Annotated in this window: 16 protein-coding genes; 10 read left to right on the top strand and 6 right to left on the bottom strand. The window is 69.6% G+C overall.

The window, feature by feature from the left end:
- Window positions 1-54 precede the first annotated feature (54 nt).
- The 4 genes from AC3WQM_RS06930 to ppk2 all read right to left on the bottom strand — a co-directional run bounded on the left by AC3WQM_RS06930 (window position 55) and on the right by ppk2 (window position 3,946).
- Window positions 55-387, bottom strand: coding sequence for a nucleotide pyrophosphohydrolase (locus tag AC3WQM_RS06930; protein ID WP_492677463.1), 333 nt, complete (start codon window positions 385-387; stop codon window positions 55-57).
- A gap of 43 nt (window positions 388-430) precedes the next feature.
- Complete coding sequence (locus AC3WQM_RS06925; RefSeq protein WP_492677461.1) at window positions 431-1,864, bottom strand: MFS transporter; 1,434 nt, start codon at window positions 1,862-1,864, stop codon at window positions 431-433.
- A gap of 71 nt (window positions 1,865-1,935) precedes the next feature.
- A complete protein-coding gene (locus tag AC3WQM_RS06920) occupies window positions 1,936-2,970 on the bottom strand; it encodes an extracellular catalytic domain type 1 short-chain-length polyhydroxyalkanoate depolymerase (protein ID WP_492677459.1) in 1,035 nt (344 codons plus the stop codon).
- A 49-nt stretch (window positions 2,971-3,019) separates the two neighbouring features.
- Window positions 3,020-3,946, bottom strand: a complete 927-nt coding sequence (ppk2, locus tag AC3WQM_RS06915; RefSeq protein WP_489059508.1) for a polyphosphate kinase 2 — start codon at window positions 3,944-3,946, stop codon at window positions 3,020-3,022.
- A gap of 157 nt (window positions 3,947-4,103) precedes the next feature.
- Between ppk2 and AC3WQM_RS06910 the strand changes: the two genes are divergently transcribed.
- Complete coding sequence (locus AC3WQM_RS06910; RefSeq protein WP_492677457.1) at window positions 4,104-5,747, top strand: inorganic phosphate transporter; 1,644 nt, start codon at window positions 4,104-4,106, stop codon at window positions 5,745-5,747.
- Between the two features lie 9 nt (window positions 5,748-5,756).
- Window positions 5,757-6,797, top strand: a complete 1,041-nt coding sequence (locus AC3WQM_RS06905) for a transporter (protein ID WP_492677455.1) — start codon at window positions 5,757-5,759, stop codon at window positions 6,795-6,797.
- Between the two features lie 13 nt (window positions 6,798-6,810).
- Here AC3WQM_RS06905 and AC3WQM_RS06900 read toward each other — a convergent pair whose 3' ends face one another.
- On the bottom strand, window positions 6,811-7,752 hold the full coding sequence (locus tag AC3WQM_RS06900) for a LysR family transcriptional regulator (protein WP_492677453.1): 942 nt from the start codon (window positions 7,750-7,752) through the stop codon (window positions 6,811-6,813).
- 106 nt (window positions 7,753-7,858) lie between these two features.
- Here AC3WQM_RS06900 and AC3WQM_RS06895 point away from each other — a divergent pair, with 106 nt between their 5' ends.
- The 8 genes from AC3WQM_RS06895 (at window position 7,859) to AC3WQM_RS06860 (ending at window position 15,776) form a co-directional block, all read left to right on the top strand.
- Complete coding sequence (locus AC3WQM_RS06895; protein ID WP_492677451.1) at window positions 7,859-8,845, top strand: Bug family tripartite tricarboxylate transporter substrate binding protein; 987 nt, start codon at window positions 7,859-7,861, stop codon at window positions 8,843-8,845.
- Window positions 8,846-8,852: 7 nt separating this feature from the next.
- Window positions 8,853-10,427 (top strand): GMC family oxidoreductase, encoded by a 1,575-nt coding sequence (locus AC3WQM_RS06890; RefSeq protein ID WP_492677449.1) that lies wholly within the window; start codon window positions 8,853-8,855, stop codon window positions 10,425-10,427.
- A gap of 120 nt (window positions 10,428-10,547) precedes the next feature.
- Window positions 10,548-11,405 (top strand): 3',5'-nucleoside bisphosphate phosphatase, encoded by an 858-nt coding sequence (locus tag AC3WQM_RS06885; protein WP_062482136.1) that lies wholly within the window; start codon window positions 10,548-10,550, stop codon window positions 11,403-11,405.
- A complete protein-coding gene (locus AC3WQM_RS06880; protein ID WP_492677447.1) occupies window positions 11,402-12,379 on the top strand; it encodes a DMT family transporter in 978 nt (325 codons plus the stop codon). Before AC3WQM_RS06885 ends, AC3WQM_RS06880 begins: the two co-directional genes overlap by 4 nt.
- An 18-nt stretch (window positions 12,380-12,397) precedes the next feature.
- Window positions 12,398-13,033: an L-threonylcarbamoyladenylate synthase gene (locus AC3WQM_RS06875; RefSeq protein ID WP_492677445.1), complete on the top strand. Its 636-nt coding sequence runs from the start codon at window positions 12,398-12,400 to the stop codon at window positions 13,031-13,033.
- Between the two features lie 43 nt (window positions 13,034-13,076).
- Entirely contained in the window at window positions 13,077-13,748 is a 672-nt protein-coding gene (locus AC3WQM_RS06870; protein WP_489059521.1) for a site-2 protease family protein, read from the top strand.
- A gap of 17 nt (window positions 13,749-13,765) precedes the next feature.
- The gene (locus tag AC3WQM_RS06865) at window positions 13,766-15,097 is read left to right on the top strand and encodes a tryptophan--tRNA ligase (RefSeq protein WP_492677443.1); all 1,332 of its coding nucleotides are present in this window, start codon (window positions 13,766-13,768) and stop codon (window positions 15,095-15,097) included.
- Window positions 15,098-15,173: 76 nt separating this feature from the next.
- On the top strand, window positions 15,174-15,776 hold the full coding sequence (locus tag AC3WQM_RS06860; RefSeq protein ID WP_056578680.1) for a LuxR C-terminal-related transcriptional regulator: 603 nt from the start codon (window positions 15,174-15,176) through the stop codon (window positions 15,774-15,776).
- Window positions 15,777-15,867: 91 nt separating this feature from the next.
- Here the strand turns inward: AC3WQM_RS06860 and AC3WQM_RS06855 are convergent, their stop codons facing one another.
- Window positions 15,868-17,058, bottom strand: a complete 1,191-nt coding sequence (locus AC3WQM_RS06855) for a hypothetical protein (RefSeq protein WP_492677441.1) — start codon at window positions 17,056-17,058, stop codon at window positions 15,868-15,870.
- Window positions 17,059-17,136 lie beyond the last annotated feature (78 nt).

The raw sequence follows: 17,136 nt of genomic DNA, 5'->3' as shown, positions 1-17,136 counted from the left end.
TCGCGAAAGCATCGCCGTGCGATACCCGAGGGACATCGCCGGGCGACGCCGGGCTCAAGGATCGCGCGGGGTCTCGGCCGGGTACTTGCGCGCGTTGACGATCATCTTGCGCCGCGCTGCATCGGCCAGATCGACGCCGAGCTGGTCGGCCAGTTGCAGCAGGTAGAGAAGAACGTCGGCCATCTCGGCGGCCACCTCCTCGCGCTTTTCCGGCGCGAGCGTCCGGCTCTGGGCTTCGGTGAGCCACTGGAAATGCTCCAGCAGTTCGGCGGCCTCGACGGACAGCGCCGATGCCAGGTTCTTCGGTGAATGAAAGGGCTCCCAGCCCCGCGCGCTCGCGAACGCGCGCAGCGCCTGGGTCAGGTCTTGAAGATCGTCGGCGGCCATGTCGCTCCTGGAAAGTCCCCGGGAGTTTGGCATGGCCGCACGGCTACGCGATGCGGCTGCCCCGCCGGTGCAGCACCGCCACGAGCAGCGCCGACACCATCAGGTACACCAGCGCCACACCGAATGCCGCCGTGTAATCCGCCTCGCGCCCCAACTGCCCATAGAACAAGATCCCGATCAACGCCACCCCCAGCGCATTGCTCGCCTGCTGCACCATCGACAGCACGCCCGACGCCACGCCCGCATGCTGCGGCGGCAGGCCGGCGAGCACGGTGGACACCAGCGGCGCCATCACCATGCCGAGCCCCGCGCCCTGCACGAACAGCAGCGGCACCATCCACGCCACGCCATGCGCATGGCCCGGCCAGCCGGCCACGTTGGCGCACTGCAACGCATGCCCCGCCGCGAGCACGAGGGCGCCGAGCGCGATCGGTGGCGTGCCGCCGAAGCGGCGGGCGATGCGGGCGCCGGCCATCGAGGTCGCGAAGAAGCCGACGGCCAGCGCGGTGAAGACGATGCCCGAACTGAGCGGCCCCAGCGCCAGCCCCTGTTGCAGGTACAGCGCGAGCACGAAGTAGAACGAGGCGTTGCCCGCATAGAAGGCCAGCGTGGTGAGCAGCCCGGTCACGAAGCGGCGGTTGGCGAGCAGCACCGGCGCCACCAGCGGCGCACCGCCGCGTGCCGCAAGGCGGCGCTGCTGCCCCGCGAAGAGGCCCCACAGCGGCACCGCGGCGGCCAGGCACAGCCAGCTCCACAGCGGCCAGCCCTGCTGGCGCCCTTCGACCAGCGGCAGCACCACGGCCACCGAGCCGGCCGCAACCAGTGCAACACCCGCCAGGTCGAGCCGGCTGCTGCCACCGCCCTGCGTCAAAGGCGGCACCACGCGCGGCGCGAGCACCAGCGCCAGCAGGCCGATGGGCACGTTGATGAGAAAGCAGCTGCGCCAGCCGAGCCCCGCGAGGTCGGCATGGATCAGCACGCCGCCCACCAGTTGCCCCAGCGTGGCGCCCAGGCCCAGCGTGAGTCCGTAGGCTGCAAAGGCCCGTGCCCGGTCTTCGCCCGTGTAGGCGAGGCCGATCATCGCGAGCACCTGCGGCTGCAGCAGCGCGCCGGCCAGGCCCTGCAGCACGCGCGCGGCCACGAGCAACTCGGCGTTGGGCGCCACGCCGCAGGCGGCCGAGGCGAGCGTGAACAGCAGCAGGCCGAGCATGAACATGCGGCGGCGGCCGAACAGGTCGCCCAGCCGACCGCCCGTGACCAGGCCCGCAGCGGTGGCCAGGCCGTAGCCCGCGACCACCAGCTGCAGCGTGCCCGCGCTGGCCTGCAGGTCGTGCTGCATCGATGGCAGCGCGACGTTGACGATGAAGAAATCGAGCACCACCAGGAAGGTGCCGCTGAGCATGACCCACAGGCCCAGCGGGCCGGGCGCGGCGGACGTGATCGACGGGATAGAAGCGGCGGGGTTCGACGATGTCATGGCCCCCACTGTCGGCACCAGCGGGCATCGCGGCAATGACCTCCAAGGTCATGCGCGCAAGGCGCGGGCGCTCAGCGCTTGTCGAACTGCGCGGACGCAAAGGCCCACGTCATGCGCGTCGCATCAGGCCCGATCGGGTCGCTGAACAGCTGCCCGCGCGCCCCGCCGCTCCACGAGTGGCCGAGCCCCGCGATCTCGCACAGCGTGACCAGCGTGGCGCCCTTGCGCTTGAAGTCGGTCACGCGCATGGCGTGGCGCTTGCCGCGTTGCAGGTCGCGCGGCGTGCCGGGGCGCGCGCCCAGGGCGGTGGCCCAGACGGCCGCGCTGCTCACGGCGTTGCTGGGCGCCACCACGGTGTCGGCGTCGCCGTGCAGCACCAGCATCGGCGGCAGCGTCGCAAAGACGGCGGCAGCGCCCATCGCCTTGCCGACCGCAGTGACGGGCATCGGCGGCACGTGCTCGCCGCGCATCGCACCGAGCGCGGTGGCCGGCGACTTCGCGGCGCCGGGCGCCACGCCCGAGTGCATGACCACGGCGCGAAAGCGGTTCGGGTAGCGCGTGGCCAGCAGCGCCGCCATGCTCGCGCCCGCCGACAGGCCGGCCACGGCCACGCGGTCGCGGTCGGCGGGGTACAGCATGCAGGCCTGGTCGACGGCAGCCATCAGCGTGGCGGCCTCGGCGTCGGCCTTGCCGGAGCGGCGCTCGTACCAGTTCCAGCAGCCCTGCGGATGGGCGATGCGGTCCTGCTCGGGGTAGAGCACGAGAAAACGCTGGCGCACGGCGAGCGCGTTCATGCGCGTGCTGGCCGCGAAGTCGCGCCCGGTCTGGCCGCAGCCGTGCAGCATGACGATGAGCGGCAGCTTCTCGCCGGGTTGCAGTTCCAGGCCGGCCGGACGGAACAGATGAAAGCCGCGCGCACCACCGGGGCCGAGCGCCATGCCGCTGAGCCAGTCGCCCTTGCCGGGCGGCGGCTTGAGCCGCTCGGCGGTGGCGCGCCGCACCCGGCCGGCCACGCGCTGGCCGTTGCTCAGCGTGAGCTTGGTGAGCGCCTTCAGGTTGCGCTCGTAAGCGCGGGCGAAGAAGGAAGCGGTGGAGCGACGGGCCATGGCGCAGTGTGCAGGCAAAGCGCCATGCGGCCAAACGGCCGCGAAGCCTTCAGTAGATTTCCGGCACGATCATGGTGGCGGGCACGGGCTGGCGCAGGTAGTCGTCATGCCGCTCACGCGCAGGCAGCTCGACCGGCGCGTGCGCCACTTCCTGGTAGGGCAGCTGGCCCAGCAGGTGGCTGATGCAATTCAGGCGCGCCTTCTTCTTGTCGACGGCCTGCACCACCCACCACGGGGCCTCGGGGATGTGGGTGCGCTCCAGCATGATCTCCTTGGCCTTGGTGTACTCCTCCCAGCGGCGGCGGCTTTCGAGGTCCATGGGGCTGAGCTTCCACTGCTTGAGCGGGTCGTGGATGCGGCCCAGGAAGCGCATGTGCTGCTCGTCGTCGGTGATGGAGAACCAGTACTTGATGACCTTGATGCCCGAGCGCACGAGCATCTTCTCGAACTCGGGCACGGTGCGGAAGAACTCCTCGTACTCGTCGTCGCTGCAAAAGCCCATCACGCGCTCGACGCCGGCGCGGTTGTACCAGCTGCGGTCGAACAGCACCATCTCGCCGGCGGCCGGCAGGTGCGCCACGTAACGCTGGAAGTACCACTGCGTGCGTTCGCGGTCGTTGGGCGCGGGCAGCGCGGCCACGCGGGCCACGCGCGGGTTCAGGCGCTGGGTGATGCGCTTGATGACACCGCCCTTGCCCGCCGCGTCGCGGCCTTCGAAAAGAATGACCACCTTCTGCTTGCTGTGCTGCACCCAGTCCTGCAGCTTGACCAGTTCGCCCTGCAGGCGAAAGAGTTCCTTGAAATAGGCCTGGCGCGCCGCCTTGTCGGACACGGAAGACGCCGCCGATGCGGGGTCGAGCCCGTCGAGGTTGCGGTCTTCGATCTCCAGTTCGAGCTCTTCGTCGTAGCTGTCGATCAGGTCGCGGGCGATGCGTTGCATCAGGTCTTCGTGGTCGGGAAGTGCGCTCGTCAGCATGATGAAAGAGGAAAGAGTGGCGGGTAGACAAAAAGCATGCTGCACCCGCCGCATGACGGCGGCGTGACGGTTTTGCGGCGGGTTCCTGTCAGCCGACACGCCGTTGTCACATGGCGCGAACACCATCCGGGGCACTACAACAGCCCAAAAACCGTCCATGAACACGCTCGCCGCCCCGCCCTCGCAGGCACCGGAGATGCCGGCCGCGCCCAGCGCGGCGCACCGGCCCCAGCTCGACGCCAAGCCCGGCGCGATCACGCTGATCACCTTCGTGGGCCTGCTGGCCGCGGGCCTGTTGTTCACGGCCTGGAGCCTGGTGGGCGACGTCACGGCCTCGGGCGCGCCGGTGACGACCTGGGTGCCCTACATCCTGCTGGGCGTGGCGCTGCTGATTGCACTGGGCTTCGAGTTCGTCAACGGCTTCCATGACACGGCCAATGCCGTGGCCACGGTGATCTACACGCACTCGCTGCCGCCCAACTTCGCGGTCGTGTGGTCGGGCTTCTTCAACTTCCTGGGCGTGCTGGTGTCCAGCGGCGCGGTGGCCTTCGGCATCATCGCGCTGCTGCCGGTGGAGCTCATCCTGCAGGTGGGTTCGGGCGCGGGCTTCGCGATGGTGTTCGCGCTCTTGATCGCCGCGATCATCTGGAACCTGGGCACCTGGTGGCTGGGCCTGCCGGCCTCGTCGTCGCACACGCTCATCGGCTCGATCATCGGCGTGGGCGTGGCCAATGCGCTGATGCACGGGCGCGACGGCACGAGCGGGGTCGATTGGGCGCAGGCCACCAAGGTCGGCTATTCGCTGTTGCTGTCGCCGATGGTGGGCTTCGGCTGCGCTGCCCTGCTGCTGCTGGTGCTGCGCGCCTTCGTGAAAAACCGCGCGCTGTATGAAGAGCCCAAGGGCAGCACGCCGCCGCCGTGGTGGATTCGCGGCCTGCTCATCCTCACTTGCACCGGCGTGTCGTTCGCGCACGGCTCGAACGACGGGCAAAAGGGCATGGGCCTGATCATGCTGATCCTGGTGGGCACGGTGCCCATGGCCTACGCGCTGAACCGCGCGATGCCCGCGAACGAAACCGTGAAGTTCGTGGCCGTGGCCGAGATGGCGCAGAACGCGCTGAACCGCAAGGCGCCCGCCACCCTGCCCGCGCTGGAGCCCGCCGCCGCGCGCGACACGCTCTCCACCTATGTGCGCACCCGCGAGTTCAACGACCGCGTCGTACCGGCACTCGCCGTCACGGCCGGCAGCATCGGCCAGCAGGTGCGCCAGCACGGCTCGCTGGCCGCGGTGCCGGCCGAGGCGGTGGCCAACGTGCGCAACGACATGTACCTGGCCTCGGAGGCCATCCGCCACCTCGACAAGAGCGGGGCCGCGGCCTTCGACGACGAGACCAAGCTGCGCGTCAACACGTTCCGCCAGGAGCTGGACAGCGCCACGCGCTTCATTCCGCTGTGGGTCAAGATCGCGGTGGCCATCGCGCTGGGCCTGGGCACCATGATCGGCTGGAAGCGCATCGTGGTCACCGTGGGCGAGAAGATCGGCAAGACGCACCTGAGCTACGCGCAGGGCGCCTCGGCCGAGCTGGTGGCGATGTGCACCATCGGCGCGGCCGACATGTACGGCCTGCCGGTGTCGACCACGCACGTGCTGTCGTCGGGCGTGGCCGGCACCATGACGGCCAGCGGCTCGGGCCTGCAGATGTCCACGCTGCGCAACCTCGCGCTGGCCTGGGTGCTGACGCTGCCGGTGGCCATGGCGCTGTCGGGCTCGCTGTACTGGCTGTTCACCCGTCTTTTCTGATCACACACCTTGTCGTCGGTATTCCATGACCTGTCCGCCCAGACCTACGGCGGTGACGAAGCCGGGCTGATCTGCGGCTACCTGTTCGATGCCGCGGCGCCGGAGCCGGCGCGCGCGATCGATTCGGCGCAGGCCGCCGCGTGGCTGGCTGCGCACAACAGCACGGAGGACGACAGTGGCGCCTACGTGTGGCTGCACTTCAACCTCAGCCACGCGCACGCGGAGCGCTGGTTGACGCGGCACGCGGCGCTGTCGGACACCTTCTACGAGACGCTGCACGAAGGCCTGCCCTCCACGCGCATCGAACGCGCGGACGACTCGCTGATCGCGGTCATCAACGACGTGCACTTCGAGTTCAGCTTCGAGCCCTCGGACATCTCCACGCTGTGGATCAGCGTCGGCCCGCGCCTGGTGGTCACGGCGCGCACCAAGCCGCTGCGCTCGGTCGACGCGCTGCGCACGGCCGTGAAGGCGGGCGAGGCGCCGCGCTCGAGCACCGAGCTGCTCGAGCACCTGCTGCGCGCGCAGGCCGACGTGCTGGTGAAGATCGTGCGCGGCGTCACCTCGCGCATCGACCGCATCGAGGACGAGCTGCTGGCCGGGCGCCTGGACCACAAGCGCGCGCGGCTGGGTGTGCTGCGCCGGTTGCTGGTGCGGCTGCAGCGGCTGCTGGCGCCCGAGCCGGCCGCGCTGTTCCGCCTGCTGCAGGGCCCGCCGGCCTGGATGGCCGAGCCCGACGTGCAGGAGCTGCGCGGCTCGACCGAGGAGTTCTCGGTGGTGCTGCGCGACATGCAGGCGCTGCAGGAGCGCATCAAGCTGCTGCAGGAAGAAATCGCCGCCAACGTCAACGAGGACAACAACCGCAGCCTGTTCGTGCTGACGGTGGTCACGGTGCTGGCGCTGCCGATCAACATCCTGGCCGGCCTGTTCGGCATGAACGTGGGCGGCATTCCGCTGGCGGAGCACAAGCACGGGTTCTGGATCGTGGTGGCGATCGTCGCCACCTTCACCGCCGTGGCCGCCTGGACGGCGTTTCGCAAGAAGCGCTGAGGCGCGGTCGCACTCAATCCGACGGCAGCGGCGCAACGGCCGCGTCCTGCATGCATTGCAGGAAGACGCGCGTGGGTGTGTTCATCGCCTCGCTGCGCAGGCGGAAGGCGCACATGGGGCCGCGCAGCAGTTCGCCCGGCATGGCGATGCGGCGCACGAGCCCGCGCCGCTCGAAGTCTTCGGCGTAGTGGTTGGCGGTGGCCCACAGCAGGCCCGAGCTGCGCACGAGGTGCAGCGCGAGCGGGGCCGAGTCGGCCTGGATGTCGGCCGGGTGCGGCCCGCCCGGGCGGCGGTGCACCGACAGCATGCGGTCCAGCTTGGGTCGCAGCGGCGTGCGGTGCGGCGGCAGCACCCAGCGCTCGTTGGCGGCCTCGGCCCAGGTCGGCGCGCGCTTGAGCGCCAGCCGGTGCCGCGGCGCCGCCACGATGCTGCTGAACTCCTCGTACAGCGGCGTGACCTCGACGCGGTTGAGGTCGACCGTCCACTCCGCGTGCGCGAGCATGAGGTCGATGCGCCCGTCCTGCAGCGCGCCGTGCAGGTCCTCGATCTCCAGCGTCTGCACCATCGGGCGCACGTGGGGCAGCATCTGCGAGGCCTGCAGCAGCGCGACCGCGAGCCGCTGCGCCGAGAACACGGGCAGCACGCCCAGGCGCAATTCGCCGCTCACGCCCACGCGCAGGTCGCGCAGCGACTCCTCGGCCAGCATCAGCTCGCCCAGCACGCGGTCGGCGTGCCGGACCATGCTCAGCCCCGCCGCCGTGGGCGCGATGCGCTTGGTGGTGCGCTCGAACAGGCGTACCTGCAGCGTGGCCTCGAGCTGGGCCAGCGTGCGCGACAGCGCGGGCTGGGTGGTGTTGAGCAGCTCGGCCGACTTGCTCAGGCTGAGCGTGCGGCCCAGCTGGCTGAGCAGCCGCAGCTGGCGCAGCGTGAGGTTTCGTTCCAGGAAGGAGGCCATGGCCATTTATATCGGCAACGGTATGAGTACGCTCGGATTTCTCATTTGTCGCCCTCCCCCAGCCTGCCCAGAATCCGCCCACCCCCTGGCACCCCGGAGACCCGCGATGACCGAACCGACGAAGCGATCCCTTTGCGCCGCCCTCATAGCTGCCGCCCTGCTGGCCGGCCTGCTGCCCGCCGGCGCCGCGGCCCAGGCGTACCCGACCAGGCCCGTGCGCCTGATCGTGCCGTGGGCGCCCGGCACGCCGGCGGACGTGGCGGGCCGCGTGGTGGCCGAGCGCATGGCGGGCGGGCTGGGCCAGACCGTGTTCGTCGAGAACCGGCCGGGCGCGGCCGGCACCGTGGGCCTGGGCGAGGTGCTGCGCCAGCCGGCCGACGGCTACACGGTCTACATGCTGTCGTCGGCCTCGTTGGTGGCGCCGCTGCTGTTCCCCAGCCAGTCGCTCGATCTGCTCAAGAGCCTGGAGCCGGTCGGCATGACGGCCTGGAGCTACAACGTGCTGGTGGCGCCCGCCGCCTCGGCGCTGGGCTCGCCGCGCGAGCTGGAGGCCGCGGCCAAGGCCCGGCCGGGCACGCTGAGCTTCGGCTCCGGCGGCAACGGCACGCCGGCGCACCTGGCCGGCGCGCTGTTCGCCCAGCAGACCGGCAGCCAGCTCACGCACGTGCCGTACAACCAGTTCCCGATGGCGGTGGGCGACCTGCTGGCCGGGCGCCTGGACACCATGTTCCTGACCGCGTCGGCGGCGCTGCCCCACATCCAGGCCGGCAAGCTGCGCGCGCTCGCGGTGACCGGCGCGCACCGCCTGCCGGCCCTGCCCGCGGTGCCCACGATGATCGAGCAGGGCTACGCGGGCTTCGAACTGCGCTCCTTCGACGGCATGACGGTGCGCAGCGGCACGCCGCGCGAGATCGTCGAGCGGCTCGGCGACGCGCTCGCCAAGGCGCTGGCCGCCCCCGAGGTGCGCGAGCGCCTGGCCACGCTGGCGCTCGAGCCGGAGCCGATGACGCCGGCGCGCTTTCGCACCGTGCTGGCGGCCGAGTCGGACAAGTGGCTGCGCCTGGGCCGCGGCGCCGGCATCAAGGCCGACTGAGCGCGCGATGCAGGCAGACATCGTGATCGTCGGGGGTGGCTCGGCGGGCTGCGTGCTGGCCGCCCGCCTGAGCGAAAACCCCGCGCTGCAGGTGGTGCTGGTCGAGGCGGGGCAGCCCTCGCGCAACCCGTGGCTGAAGATTCCCATCGGCTACTTCAAGACGGTGGGCCACCCCCGGCACGACTGGCGCTTCGAAACCGACCCCGAGCCCGACATGGCGCAGCGCCGCCTGCCCTGGCCGCGCGGACGGGGGCCGGGCGGCTCCAGCCTCATCAACGGCATGCTGTACCTGCGCGGGCACCGCGCCGACTACGACCAGTGGGCCGCGCTGGGCAACCCGGGCTGGGACTGGGACAGCGTGCGCCCCTACTTCGACCGGTCGCAGCCCGCGGCCGATGGGCCGCTGTGGGTGTCCGCGCTGCCGCGCGATGCGCTGTCCGACGCCTTCATCGCCGCGGCGGCGCACGCCGGCATCGCGCCCACAGCCGACTTCAACGGCGGCGACAACAGCGGCGCCGGCTACTTCCGGATGACGACGCGCCACGGGCAGCGGATGGACACCGGGCGGGCCTTCCTGGCGCCGGCGCGGGGCCGGCCCAACCTGCGCGTGCTGTCGGGCGCGCAGGCGACCCGCGTGTGCTTCGAGGGGCGGCGCGCCGTCGGCGTGGACTGTGTGCGCGACGGCAAGGCCGAACGCGTCTCGGCGCGGCACGAGGTGATCCTGAGCGCCGGTGCCATCCAGTCGCCGCAGCTGCTGCAGCTCTCGGGCGTGGGGCCGGCCGGGCTGCTGGGCCGCCTGGGCCTGCCGGTGGTGGCGCCGCTCGAGGGCGTGGGGCGCAACCTGCAGGACCACCTGCAGGTGCGGCCCAGCTACCGCTGCCACGGCATCGAGACGCTCAACGACATCGCCCACAGCCGCTGGCGCAGCGCGCGCGAGTTCATGCGCTACCTGCTGACGCGCGGCGGCGCGCTGAACGGCGGCGTCTACCGCGCCGGCGCCTTCTTTCCGGCAGGCGACGAGGCCGCGGGGTGGCCCGATGCGCAGATCCACTTCGGGCTGGTGAGCTTCGAGCGGCCGCACCAGCCGCCGCATCCGTTCCCGGGCGTGACGCTGTCGGCCTGCCTGCTGCGCCCGCACAGCCGCGGCGAGATCATGCTGCGCTCGGCCGATCCGCTGGCGGCGCCGTCGATCCAGCCGCGCTACCTGTCGCACGAAGCCGACCGCGCGCTGGCCGTGCGGCTGGTGCGCAAGATGCGCGAGATCGCCGCCGCGCCGCCGCTGGCGCGCTACCTGGCGCAGGAGCACGAGCCCGGGCCCGCGCTGGCCAGCGACGCGCAGCTGCTGGACTGGGTGCGCCGCCGCGGCGGCAGCATCTTCCATCCGGTGGGCACCTGCGCCATGGGCCCCGCCGACGATGGCGCTGCGGTGGTGGATGCCCGCCTGCGGGTCCACGGCCTGCAGGGGCTGCGTGTGGTGGACGGCTCGGTGATGCCGCGGCTGGTGTCGGGCAACACGAACGCGCCGATCATCATGATCGCCGAGCGCGCCGCCGACCTCGTCAAGCACGACCTGCGCGCCTGAGCGCCCAGGGGACGGCGCGCGCCAAGCCGCTTGGGCGATGAGGTTAATGCTATTTATCTAGTAGCACCGCGAAGCATCCACACGCCGGTGTCGGCGGGCGAGAGCGCCTAGAATCGGCCGGTGTCTTCTACTCTCAATGCCGATCTTCACTGCCACTCCGTGGTCTCCGACGGCACATTGACGCCCGAAGCGCTGGCAGCCCGCGCCGCCGCCAACGGGGTCGAGCTCTGGGCCCTCACCGACCACGACGAGGTCGGCGGCCAGCACCGCGCCGCCGCGGCCGCGCGCGAAAACGGCATGCGCTACCTCACGGGCACTGAGATCTCGGTGACCTTCGCGAACGAAACCGTGCACATCGTCGGCCTGGGTTTCGACCCCGACGACGCCGCCATGTCGCAGGGCCTGTACGACACGCGCGGCGGGCGCGGCAAGCGCGCGCAGGAAATGTCCGAGGGGCTGGCCAAGGTCGGCATCCACGGCGCCTACGAAGGCGCGCTCAAGTTCGTCGGCAACCCCGAACTCATTTCGCGCACGCACTTCGCGCGCTTCCTGGTCGAGCAGGGCCACTGCCGCGACACCCCCGAGGTGTTCCGCAAGTTCCTCACCGAAGGCAAGCCGGGCTACGTGCCGCACCGCTGGGCCTCGCTGAAGGATGCCGTGCACTGGATCACCGCCGCCAAGGGCATGGCCGTGATCGCGCACCCGGGCCGCTACAAGTTCACGGCCAACGAGGAGTACGCGCTGTTCCTCGAATTCAAGGCGCACGGTGGCCAGGCGATCGAGGTCGTCACGGGCAGCCACACGCCGGCCGAATTCGTCGAGTACGCCGACAAGGCGCTCGAGTTCGATTTCGCCGCCTCGCGCGGCAGCGATTTCCACAGCCCCGACGAGAGCCACTGCGATCTCGGCAAGCTGCCACCGTTGCCCGGCAGCCTCACGCCGGTGTGGGAACTGCTCGGCCACCGCATCCAGCAGTGAGCCAGAGCCCCGGGCCCGGCATCGACAGCGCGGCCACCGCCGCGCTCGCCCAGGCACGCGCCGCAGCGCAAACCCGCCGCCGCACCGAATCCGAACGCATCCTCGCGGGCATCGGGCTGGTCATCCTGGCGGTGGCCTGCTTCGCCACGCTCGATACCGCCACCAAGTACTCGACGCTCGCCGTGCCGATCCTCATGGGCGTGTGGTTCCGCTATGCCTTCCAGGCCGTGGCCACCACGCTGGTGCTGTTGCCGCTGCGCGGCACGGCCCTGCTGCGCACGCAGCACCCGCGCTACCAGGCGCTGCGCGGGGCGCTGCTGCTGGGCTCGAGCCTCTTTGCCTTCCTGAGCCTGCGCTACATGCCGCTGGCCGAGTTCACGTCGATCGTGCTGATCGCGCCGCTGGTGATCACGCTGCTGGCCGCCACCACCCTCAAGGAGCAGGTGTCGCCGCTGCGCTGGACGCTGGTGGCCGGCGGCTTCATCGGCACGCTGGTCATCCTGCGTCCGGGCGGCGGCAGCTTCAGCTGGGCCATGCTGCTGCCGCTGGGGCTGGTGCTGACCAACGCCTGGTTCCAGGTGCTCACCAGCAAGCTCGCGCAGACCGAGAACCCGCTGACCATGCACTTCTACACGGGCTGGGTCGGCACGCTGCTGGCCTCGGTGGCCGTGCCTTTCGCCTGGACCGCCCTGCCCTCGTGGGAATGGTGGGCGCTGCTGTGTCTCATGGGTTTCATGGGCACGGTGGGACACTTCATGCTGATCCTGGCCTACCAGCGCGCGCCGGCCTCCACCCTCACCCCGTACCTGTACGCGCAGATCGCCTTCGCGATGCTGGGCGGCTGGCTCATCTTTTCCCACGTGCCTGACCGCTTCTCGCTGATCGGCATGGCGATGATCGCCGTGTGCGGCGCCGCCGGCGCGTGGCTCACCGTGCGCGAGCGGCGCGTGCCGATCGAACCGGCGGAATCCTGATCAGGAGCAACCCACACCATGGCCCAGTACTTCGAAGTCCATCCCGAGAACCCCCAGCAGCGCCTGCTGAAGCAGGCCGTCGCGCTGCTCGCGCGCGGCGAGATCGTGGCGGTGCCCACCGACTCCAGCTACGCGCTGGCCTGCCACCTGGACGACAAGGACGCGGTCGACCAGCTGCGCCGCATCCGCCAGGTCGACGACAAGCACCACCTCACGCTGCTGTGCCGCGACCTGAGCGAGCTGGCCAACTACGCGCGCGTCGACAACAAGCAGTACCGCCTGCTCAAGGCCGCCACGCCCGGCCCTTACACCTTCCTGCTCGAAGCCACCAAGGAAGTGCCGCGCCGCGTGAGCCATCCGCAGCGCAAGACCATCGGCCTGCGCGTGCCCGACCACAAGGTGCTGCTGGAGCTGCTGGAACTGCACGGCGCACCGCTGCTGGCCACCACCCTCATCGCGCCCGGTGAGACCGAGGCGCTGAACGACGCGCAGGAAATCCGCGAGCGCTTCGAGAAGCAGATCGGCGCCGTCATCGACGCCGGCGCCTGCCCGTCGCAGCCGACCACCGTGGTCGACCTCACGCCCATGGGCACGGGCGACGACCCGGTCGTGGTGCGCCAGGGCCGCGGTGCACTCGCGGTGCTTGGCCTCTGACAAACGGCTCGGCCGCCTCATTCCTCTCTGACACAATCGCGCAGTGGATATTTCCAATCTGATACAGACCGTTCTGATTTACGCACTGCCGGTGATCTTCGCGATCACCGTGCACGAAGCGGCGCACGGCTACGTGGCACGCCACTTCGGGGACAACACCGCGGCCATGATGGGCCGCGTGACGCTCAACCCACTGAAGCACATCGACCCCATCGGGACCATCCTGATGCCGCTGATGCTGTACTTCGCGACCTCGGGCGCCTTCCTGTTCGGCTATGCCAAGCCGGTGCCGGTCAACTTCAACCGCCTGCGCCATCCCAAGCGCGACATGGTGTGGGTCGCGCTCGCAGGCCCGGCCTCCAACTTCATCCAGGCCATCCTGTGGGCCGTGCTGCTCATCGTGATCGTCGCGGCCGGCGTCAATGAAACCTTTTTCATCAAGATGTGCCAGGGCGGCGTGCTGGTCAACCTCGTGATGTGGGCCTTCAACCTGTTCCCGCTGCCCCCGCTCGACGGCGGCCGCGTGCTGGCCGGCCTGCTGCCCAGCGGCCCGGCGCAGAATTTCCTGGCGCGCATCGAGCCCTACGGTTTCTTCATCGTGATGGCGCTGGTGCTCGCCGGCATCGTCAGCAACTACTGGCTGCGCCCGCTGATGGATGCCGGCTACTTCGTGGTCAACCTGCTCATCACGCCGCTCAAGGCAATGCTGCTCTAAGTCTCTCCTTCCGTCACATGGCTTCGTCTTCTCCCGCTCCCCTGCGCGTCCTGACCGGCATCACGCCGTCGGGCACGCCCCACCTCGGCAACTACGTCGGCTCCATCCGCCACTCGGTGCGCCAGAGTGTCGCGGCCGGCGTCGAGAGCTACTTCTTCCTGGCCGACTACCACGCGCTCATCAAGGTGCAGGAGCCTGCGCTCATCCAGCGCTCCACGCTCGAAATCGCGGCCAGTTGGCTGGCCTGCGGCCTCGACCCCGAACGCGTCACCTTCTATCGCCAGTCGGACATCGCCGAGATCACCGAGCTCACCTGGTTCCTGACCTGCGTCACCGGCAAGGGCGTGCTCAACCGCGCGCATGCCTACAAGGCCCAGCTCGACAAGAACATCGCCAAGGGCGAGGAGCCCGATGCCGACGTCACGGCGGGCCTGTTCATGTACCCCGTGCTGATGGGCGCCGACATCCTGATGTTCAACGCCCACAAGGTGCCCGTGGGCCGCGACCAGGTGCAGCACATCGAGATGGCGCGCGACATGGCGCAGCGTTTCAACCACCAGTACGGCGAGCACTTCACGCTGCCCGACGCCGAGATCGACGATGCGGTCGCCACCTTGCCCGGCCTCGACGGCCGCAAGATGAGCAAGAGCTACAACAACACGATCCCGCTGTTCGCGCCGCGCGCGCAGCTGCAAAAGCAGATCGCCAGCATCGTCACCGACTCGCGTGCACCCGGCGAGCCCAAGGACACCGAGGGCTCGGCCCTGTTCCAGATCTACCAGGCCTTCGCCAGCGCCGAGGAAACCGAAGCCCTGCGCAAGGCGTATGCCGACGGCATCGCCTGGGGCGACGCCAAGCAGGTGCTGTTCGAGCGCATCGACCGCGAAGTGGCGCCGCTGCGCGCGCGCTACGAGGCGCTCATGAACGACCCGGCCGAGATCGAGCGCATCCTGCTGCTGGGCGCCGAGAAGGCGCGCAAGCTGTCGCGCCCCTTCATGACCTCGCTGCGCCATGCGGTCGGCCTGCGCAACCTCGCGGCGGGCCGCGACGGCGCCGGCGCCAAGGCCGCCAAGGTGGCGAAGCCCAGCTTCAAGCAATACCGCGAGAAGGCCGACGGCCTCTTCTATTTCAAGCTGCTCGATGCGCGCGGCGAAACCCTTTTGCAAAGCCGTGGATTCGCGTCGCCGCAGGAAGCGGGCCGTACCATCGCCGACTTGCAGGTGCAACGCGGCGCGGCGCTCACGGCACTGGCCGCGCAGCTCGAACCGGTCGACGCGCAACAGGCTCGCGCCGCCACCGAGGCGCTGGAGGCACTGGCGGAGGCAACGTCCACCACCCAGGGACATTGATCCGGCAACAACCCGCGGGCCATCCGCCGGCGGGTGTGACAAGAGAGAAGACGGTGCGATCACAAAGGAAGAAAACATGAGCATTTATGTCATCGACGACCACCCCCTGATGCGCGACGCGATCGTGATGGTCCTGCGACGCCTGCGCCCCGCCGAGAACATCGTCGAGCTCGAGCGGCTCGACAAGCTCGCCAGTTCGGTCCAGCAGCGTGGCGCGCCCACTCTTTTCTGCCTGGACCTGAAGCTGCCGGACACCAATGGCGTCTCGGGCGTGATCGCGGTCAAGCAGGTCTATCCGAACGTGCCGATCGCCGTGTACTCGGCAGCCCCGGCCGCCGACATGGAAGACGCCTGCATCGAGGCCGGCGCCGACACCTACATCGAGAAGTCGGCCAGCTCCAACGAGCTGGCAGCCGCCCTGCGCGGCCTGCTGATGGCCGGGTCGGAAGACGACACCGAGGAGATGCCGGCCGCCAACAGCGGCAAGCTCTCCAAGCGCCAGACCCAGCTGATCGCCATGCTCGACAAGGGCATGAGCAACCGCGACATCGCCACCGACCTGGAGATCAGCGAACACACGGTGAAGGTGCACCTGTGGCGCCTGTTCCGCCGTCTGGGCGTGAAGAGCCGTACGCAGGCCCTTCACTATGCACGGACGAATGGATTGTTGTCGGGCTGAGCCCGCGAAGCTGCTGGTTTGATCAGGAACCGCGCCTCGTGCGCGGTTTTTTTCATGGAGGCGCCCCCTGCAGGCGCCTCCGTTCATCCGCTCAGGAGGGCTTTCGCCGGTACACGAGCTGATGCACGACCTCGACGGTGTAGATCCCCTGCGTGTTCGGAACCACTTGATAGACCGCCGCATTGAGGTCGAGCTCGACGTTCTCGGAAAACTCCGTGTCGAACGTCTTTGAATAGACGGGGACCTTGACGTACGGACTGTCCCGATCGGTGATCAAGGTGACCACGATGCGAACCGAGGTCTGTCCCGTGACCTCCCACCCGCGAGGTGCATTGGTCGGCACCACCGTTCCGGTAATGCGATATCGCGCCTTGGGCCGCTGGATGGCAACGCGCGGATCATCCGGCCAGTAGATCATCCGGGCCCCTTCCAGGCTGTAGCGGAAAGCGAATCCCGCACTCTTGCCGATCGGGGTCTGCGCCAACACCACGGCATTTGCGCCAATGTCATAGGCCGTGCTGACCGACGTGACCGGCGTATCCGCAGGAAACGTTCCGGGGGTCGCCAGAACCAATTCGCCCATGCGATGTGGACTGGCGCCATTGAAGCTTCCACCCGATCCGGACAGATAGCCGCGAAGTTCAAAGCCTGGCATGGGGATGGAGCAACTTCCGACATCGAACCCCGATGGCCAGAAATCCTTGAAGTACGTCTCGAGCCGATAGCCATTGCACCCCACATCGGGGGTGTACCTGCTTCCGTTGTCCGGCGCGGCAAGCGTCTCGATCAACGCGAACTTCAGATGTGGCCCCGCCGCCGCCGGCGCGGTGGGCGTGACCGTCAGGTAGGCCGCCTCGCTGTCCTTCACCCCATCGTTCACCACCAGGCGAACCACGAACTCGCCGGGAACGTCCGGGAGGAAAGAAGGAGTTGCACTGTCGGCGCCAGCGAGCACCGCCTTGCTGTTCAAGGGCTTGGACTGCAGCACCCACACGTAGCGCAGCGAACGCCCTTGCGCCGCCTGGCTCGTGCGGCCATCGAGCTTGAGGACCAGCCCCAGGGTCGTGTCGGCGGGTTTCGCCACGCGGGCTTGCGGCGGTTCATCCCCGACGGGAGCCGGCGTCTCCGGCTCCGAGGGGCCGGAAGGCCCGCCCGTGCCCGTGCCCGAATTTGGCGAAGGCAGACCGAACACAGGCCCTCCGCCGCCACCACCTCCGCCACCGCATGCGGTCAGCAATGCGAGCGCCGCAACGCCCAACGCATGTTTGAACTGAATCGCCATATCGCCTGATCCTCCCTTGTGTATTGACAGGGAAGATAGCAGAGCCGGCGACGCATTCGCGCGCTCGTCGCGGCTTTG

The sequence above is a fragment of the Variovorax sp. FW301-JW7 genome (assembly GCF_058788795.1).
This window is presented reverse-complemented; position numbering and strand designations above follow the sequence as displayed.

Bases quoted from the DNA above. Each gene is read 5' to 3' on its own strand.
- AC3WQM_RS06930 (WP_492677463.1), bottom strand. From the start codon at position 387: ATGGCCGCCGACGATCTTCAAGACCTGACCCAGGCGCTGCGCGCGTTC.
- AC3WQM_RS06925 (WP_492677461.1), bottom strand. From the start codon at position 1,864: ATGACATCGTCGAACCCCGCCGCTTCTATCCCGTCGATCACGTCCGCC.
- AC3WQM_RS06920 (WP_492677459.1), bottom strand. From the start codon at position 2,970: ATGGCCCGTCGCTCCACCGCTTCCTTCTTCGCCCGCGCTTACGAGCGC.
- ppk2 (WP_489059508.1), bottom strand. From the start codon at position 3,946: ATGCTGACGAGCGCACTTCCCGACCACGAAGACCTGATGCAACGCATC.
- AC3WQM_RS06910 (WP_492677457.1), top strand. From the start codon at position 4,104: ATGAACACGCTCGCCGCCCCGCCCTCGCAGGCACCGGAGATGCCGGCC.
- AC3WQM_RS06900 (WP_492677453.1), bottom strand. From the start codon at position 7,752: ATGGCCTCCTTCCTGGAACGAAACCTCACGCTGCGCCAGCTGCGGCTG.
- AC3WQM_RS06895 (WP_492677451.1), top strand. From the start codon at position 7,859: ATGACCGAACCGACGAAGCGATCCCTTTGCGCCGCCCTCATAGCTGCC.
- AC3WQM_RS06890 (WP_492677449.1), top strand. From the start codon at position 8,853: ATGCAGGCAGACATCGTGATCGTCGGGGGTGGCTCGGCGGGCTGCGTG.
- AC3WQM_RS06875 (WP_492677445.1), top strand. From the start codon at position 12,398: ATGGCCCAGTACTTCGAAGTCCATCCCGAGAACCCCCAGCAGCGCCTG.
- AC3WQM_RS06865 (WP_492677443.1), top strand. From the start codon at position 13,766: ATGGCTTCGTCTTCTCCCGCTCCCCTGCGCGTCCTGACCGGCATCACG.
- AC3WQM_RS06860 (WP_056578680.1), top strand. From the start codon at position 15,174: ATGAGCATTTATGTCATCGACGACCACCCCCTGATGCGCGACGCGATC.
- AC3WQM_RS06855 (WP_492677441.1), bottom strand. From the start codon at position 17,058: ATGGCGATTCAGTTCAAACATGCGTTGGGCGTTGCGGCGCTCGCATTG.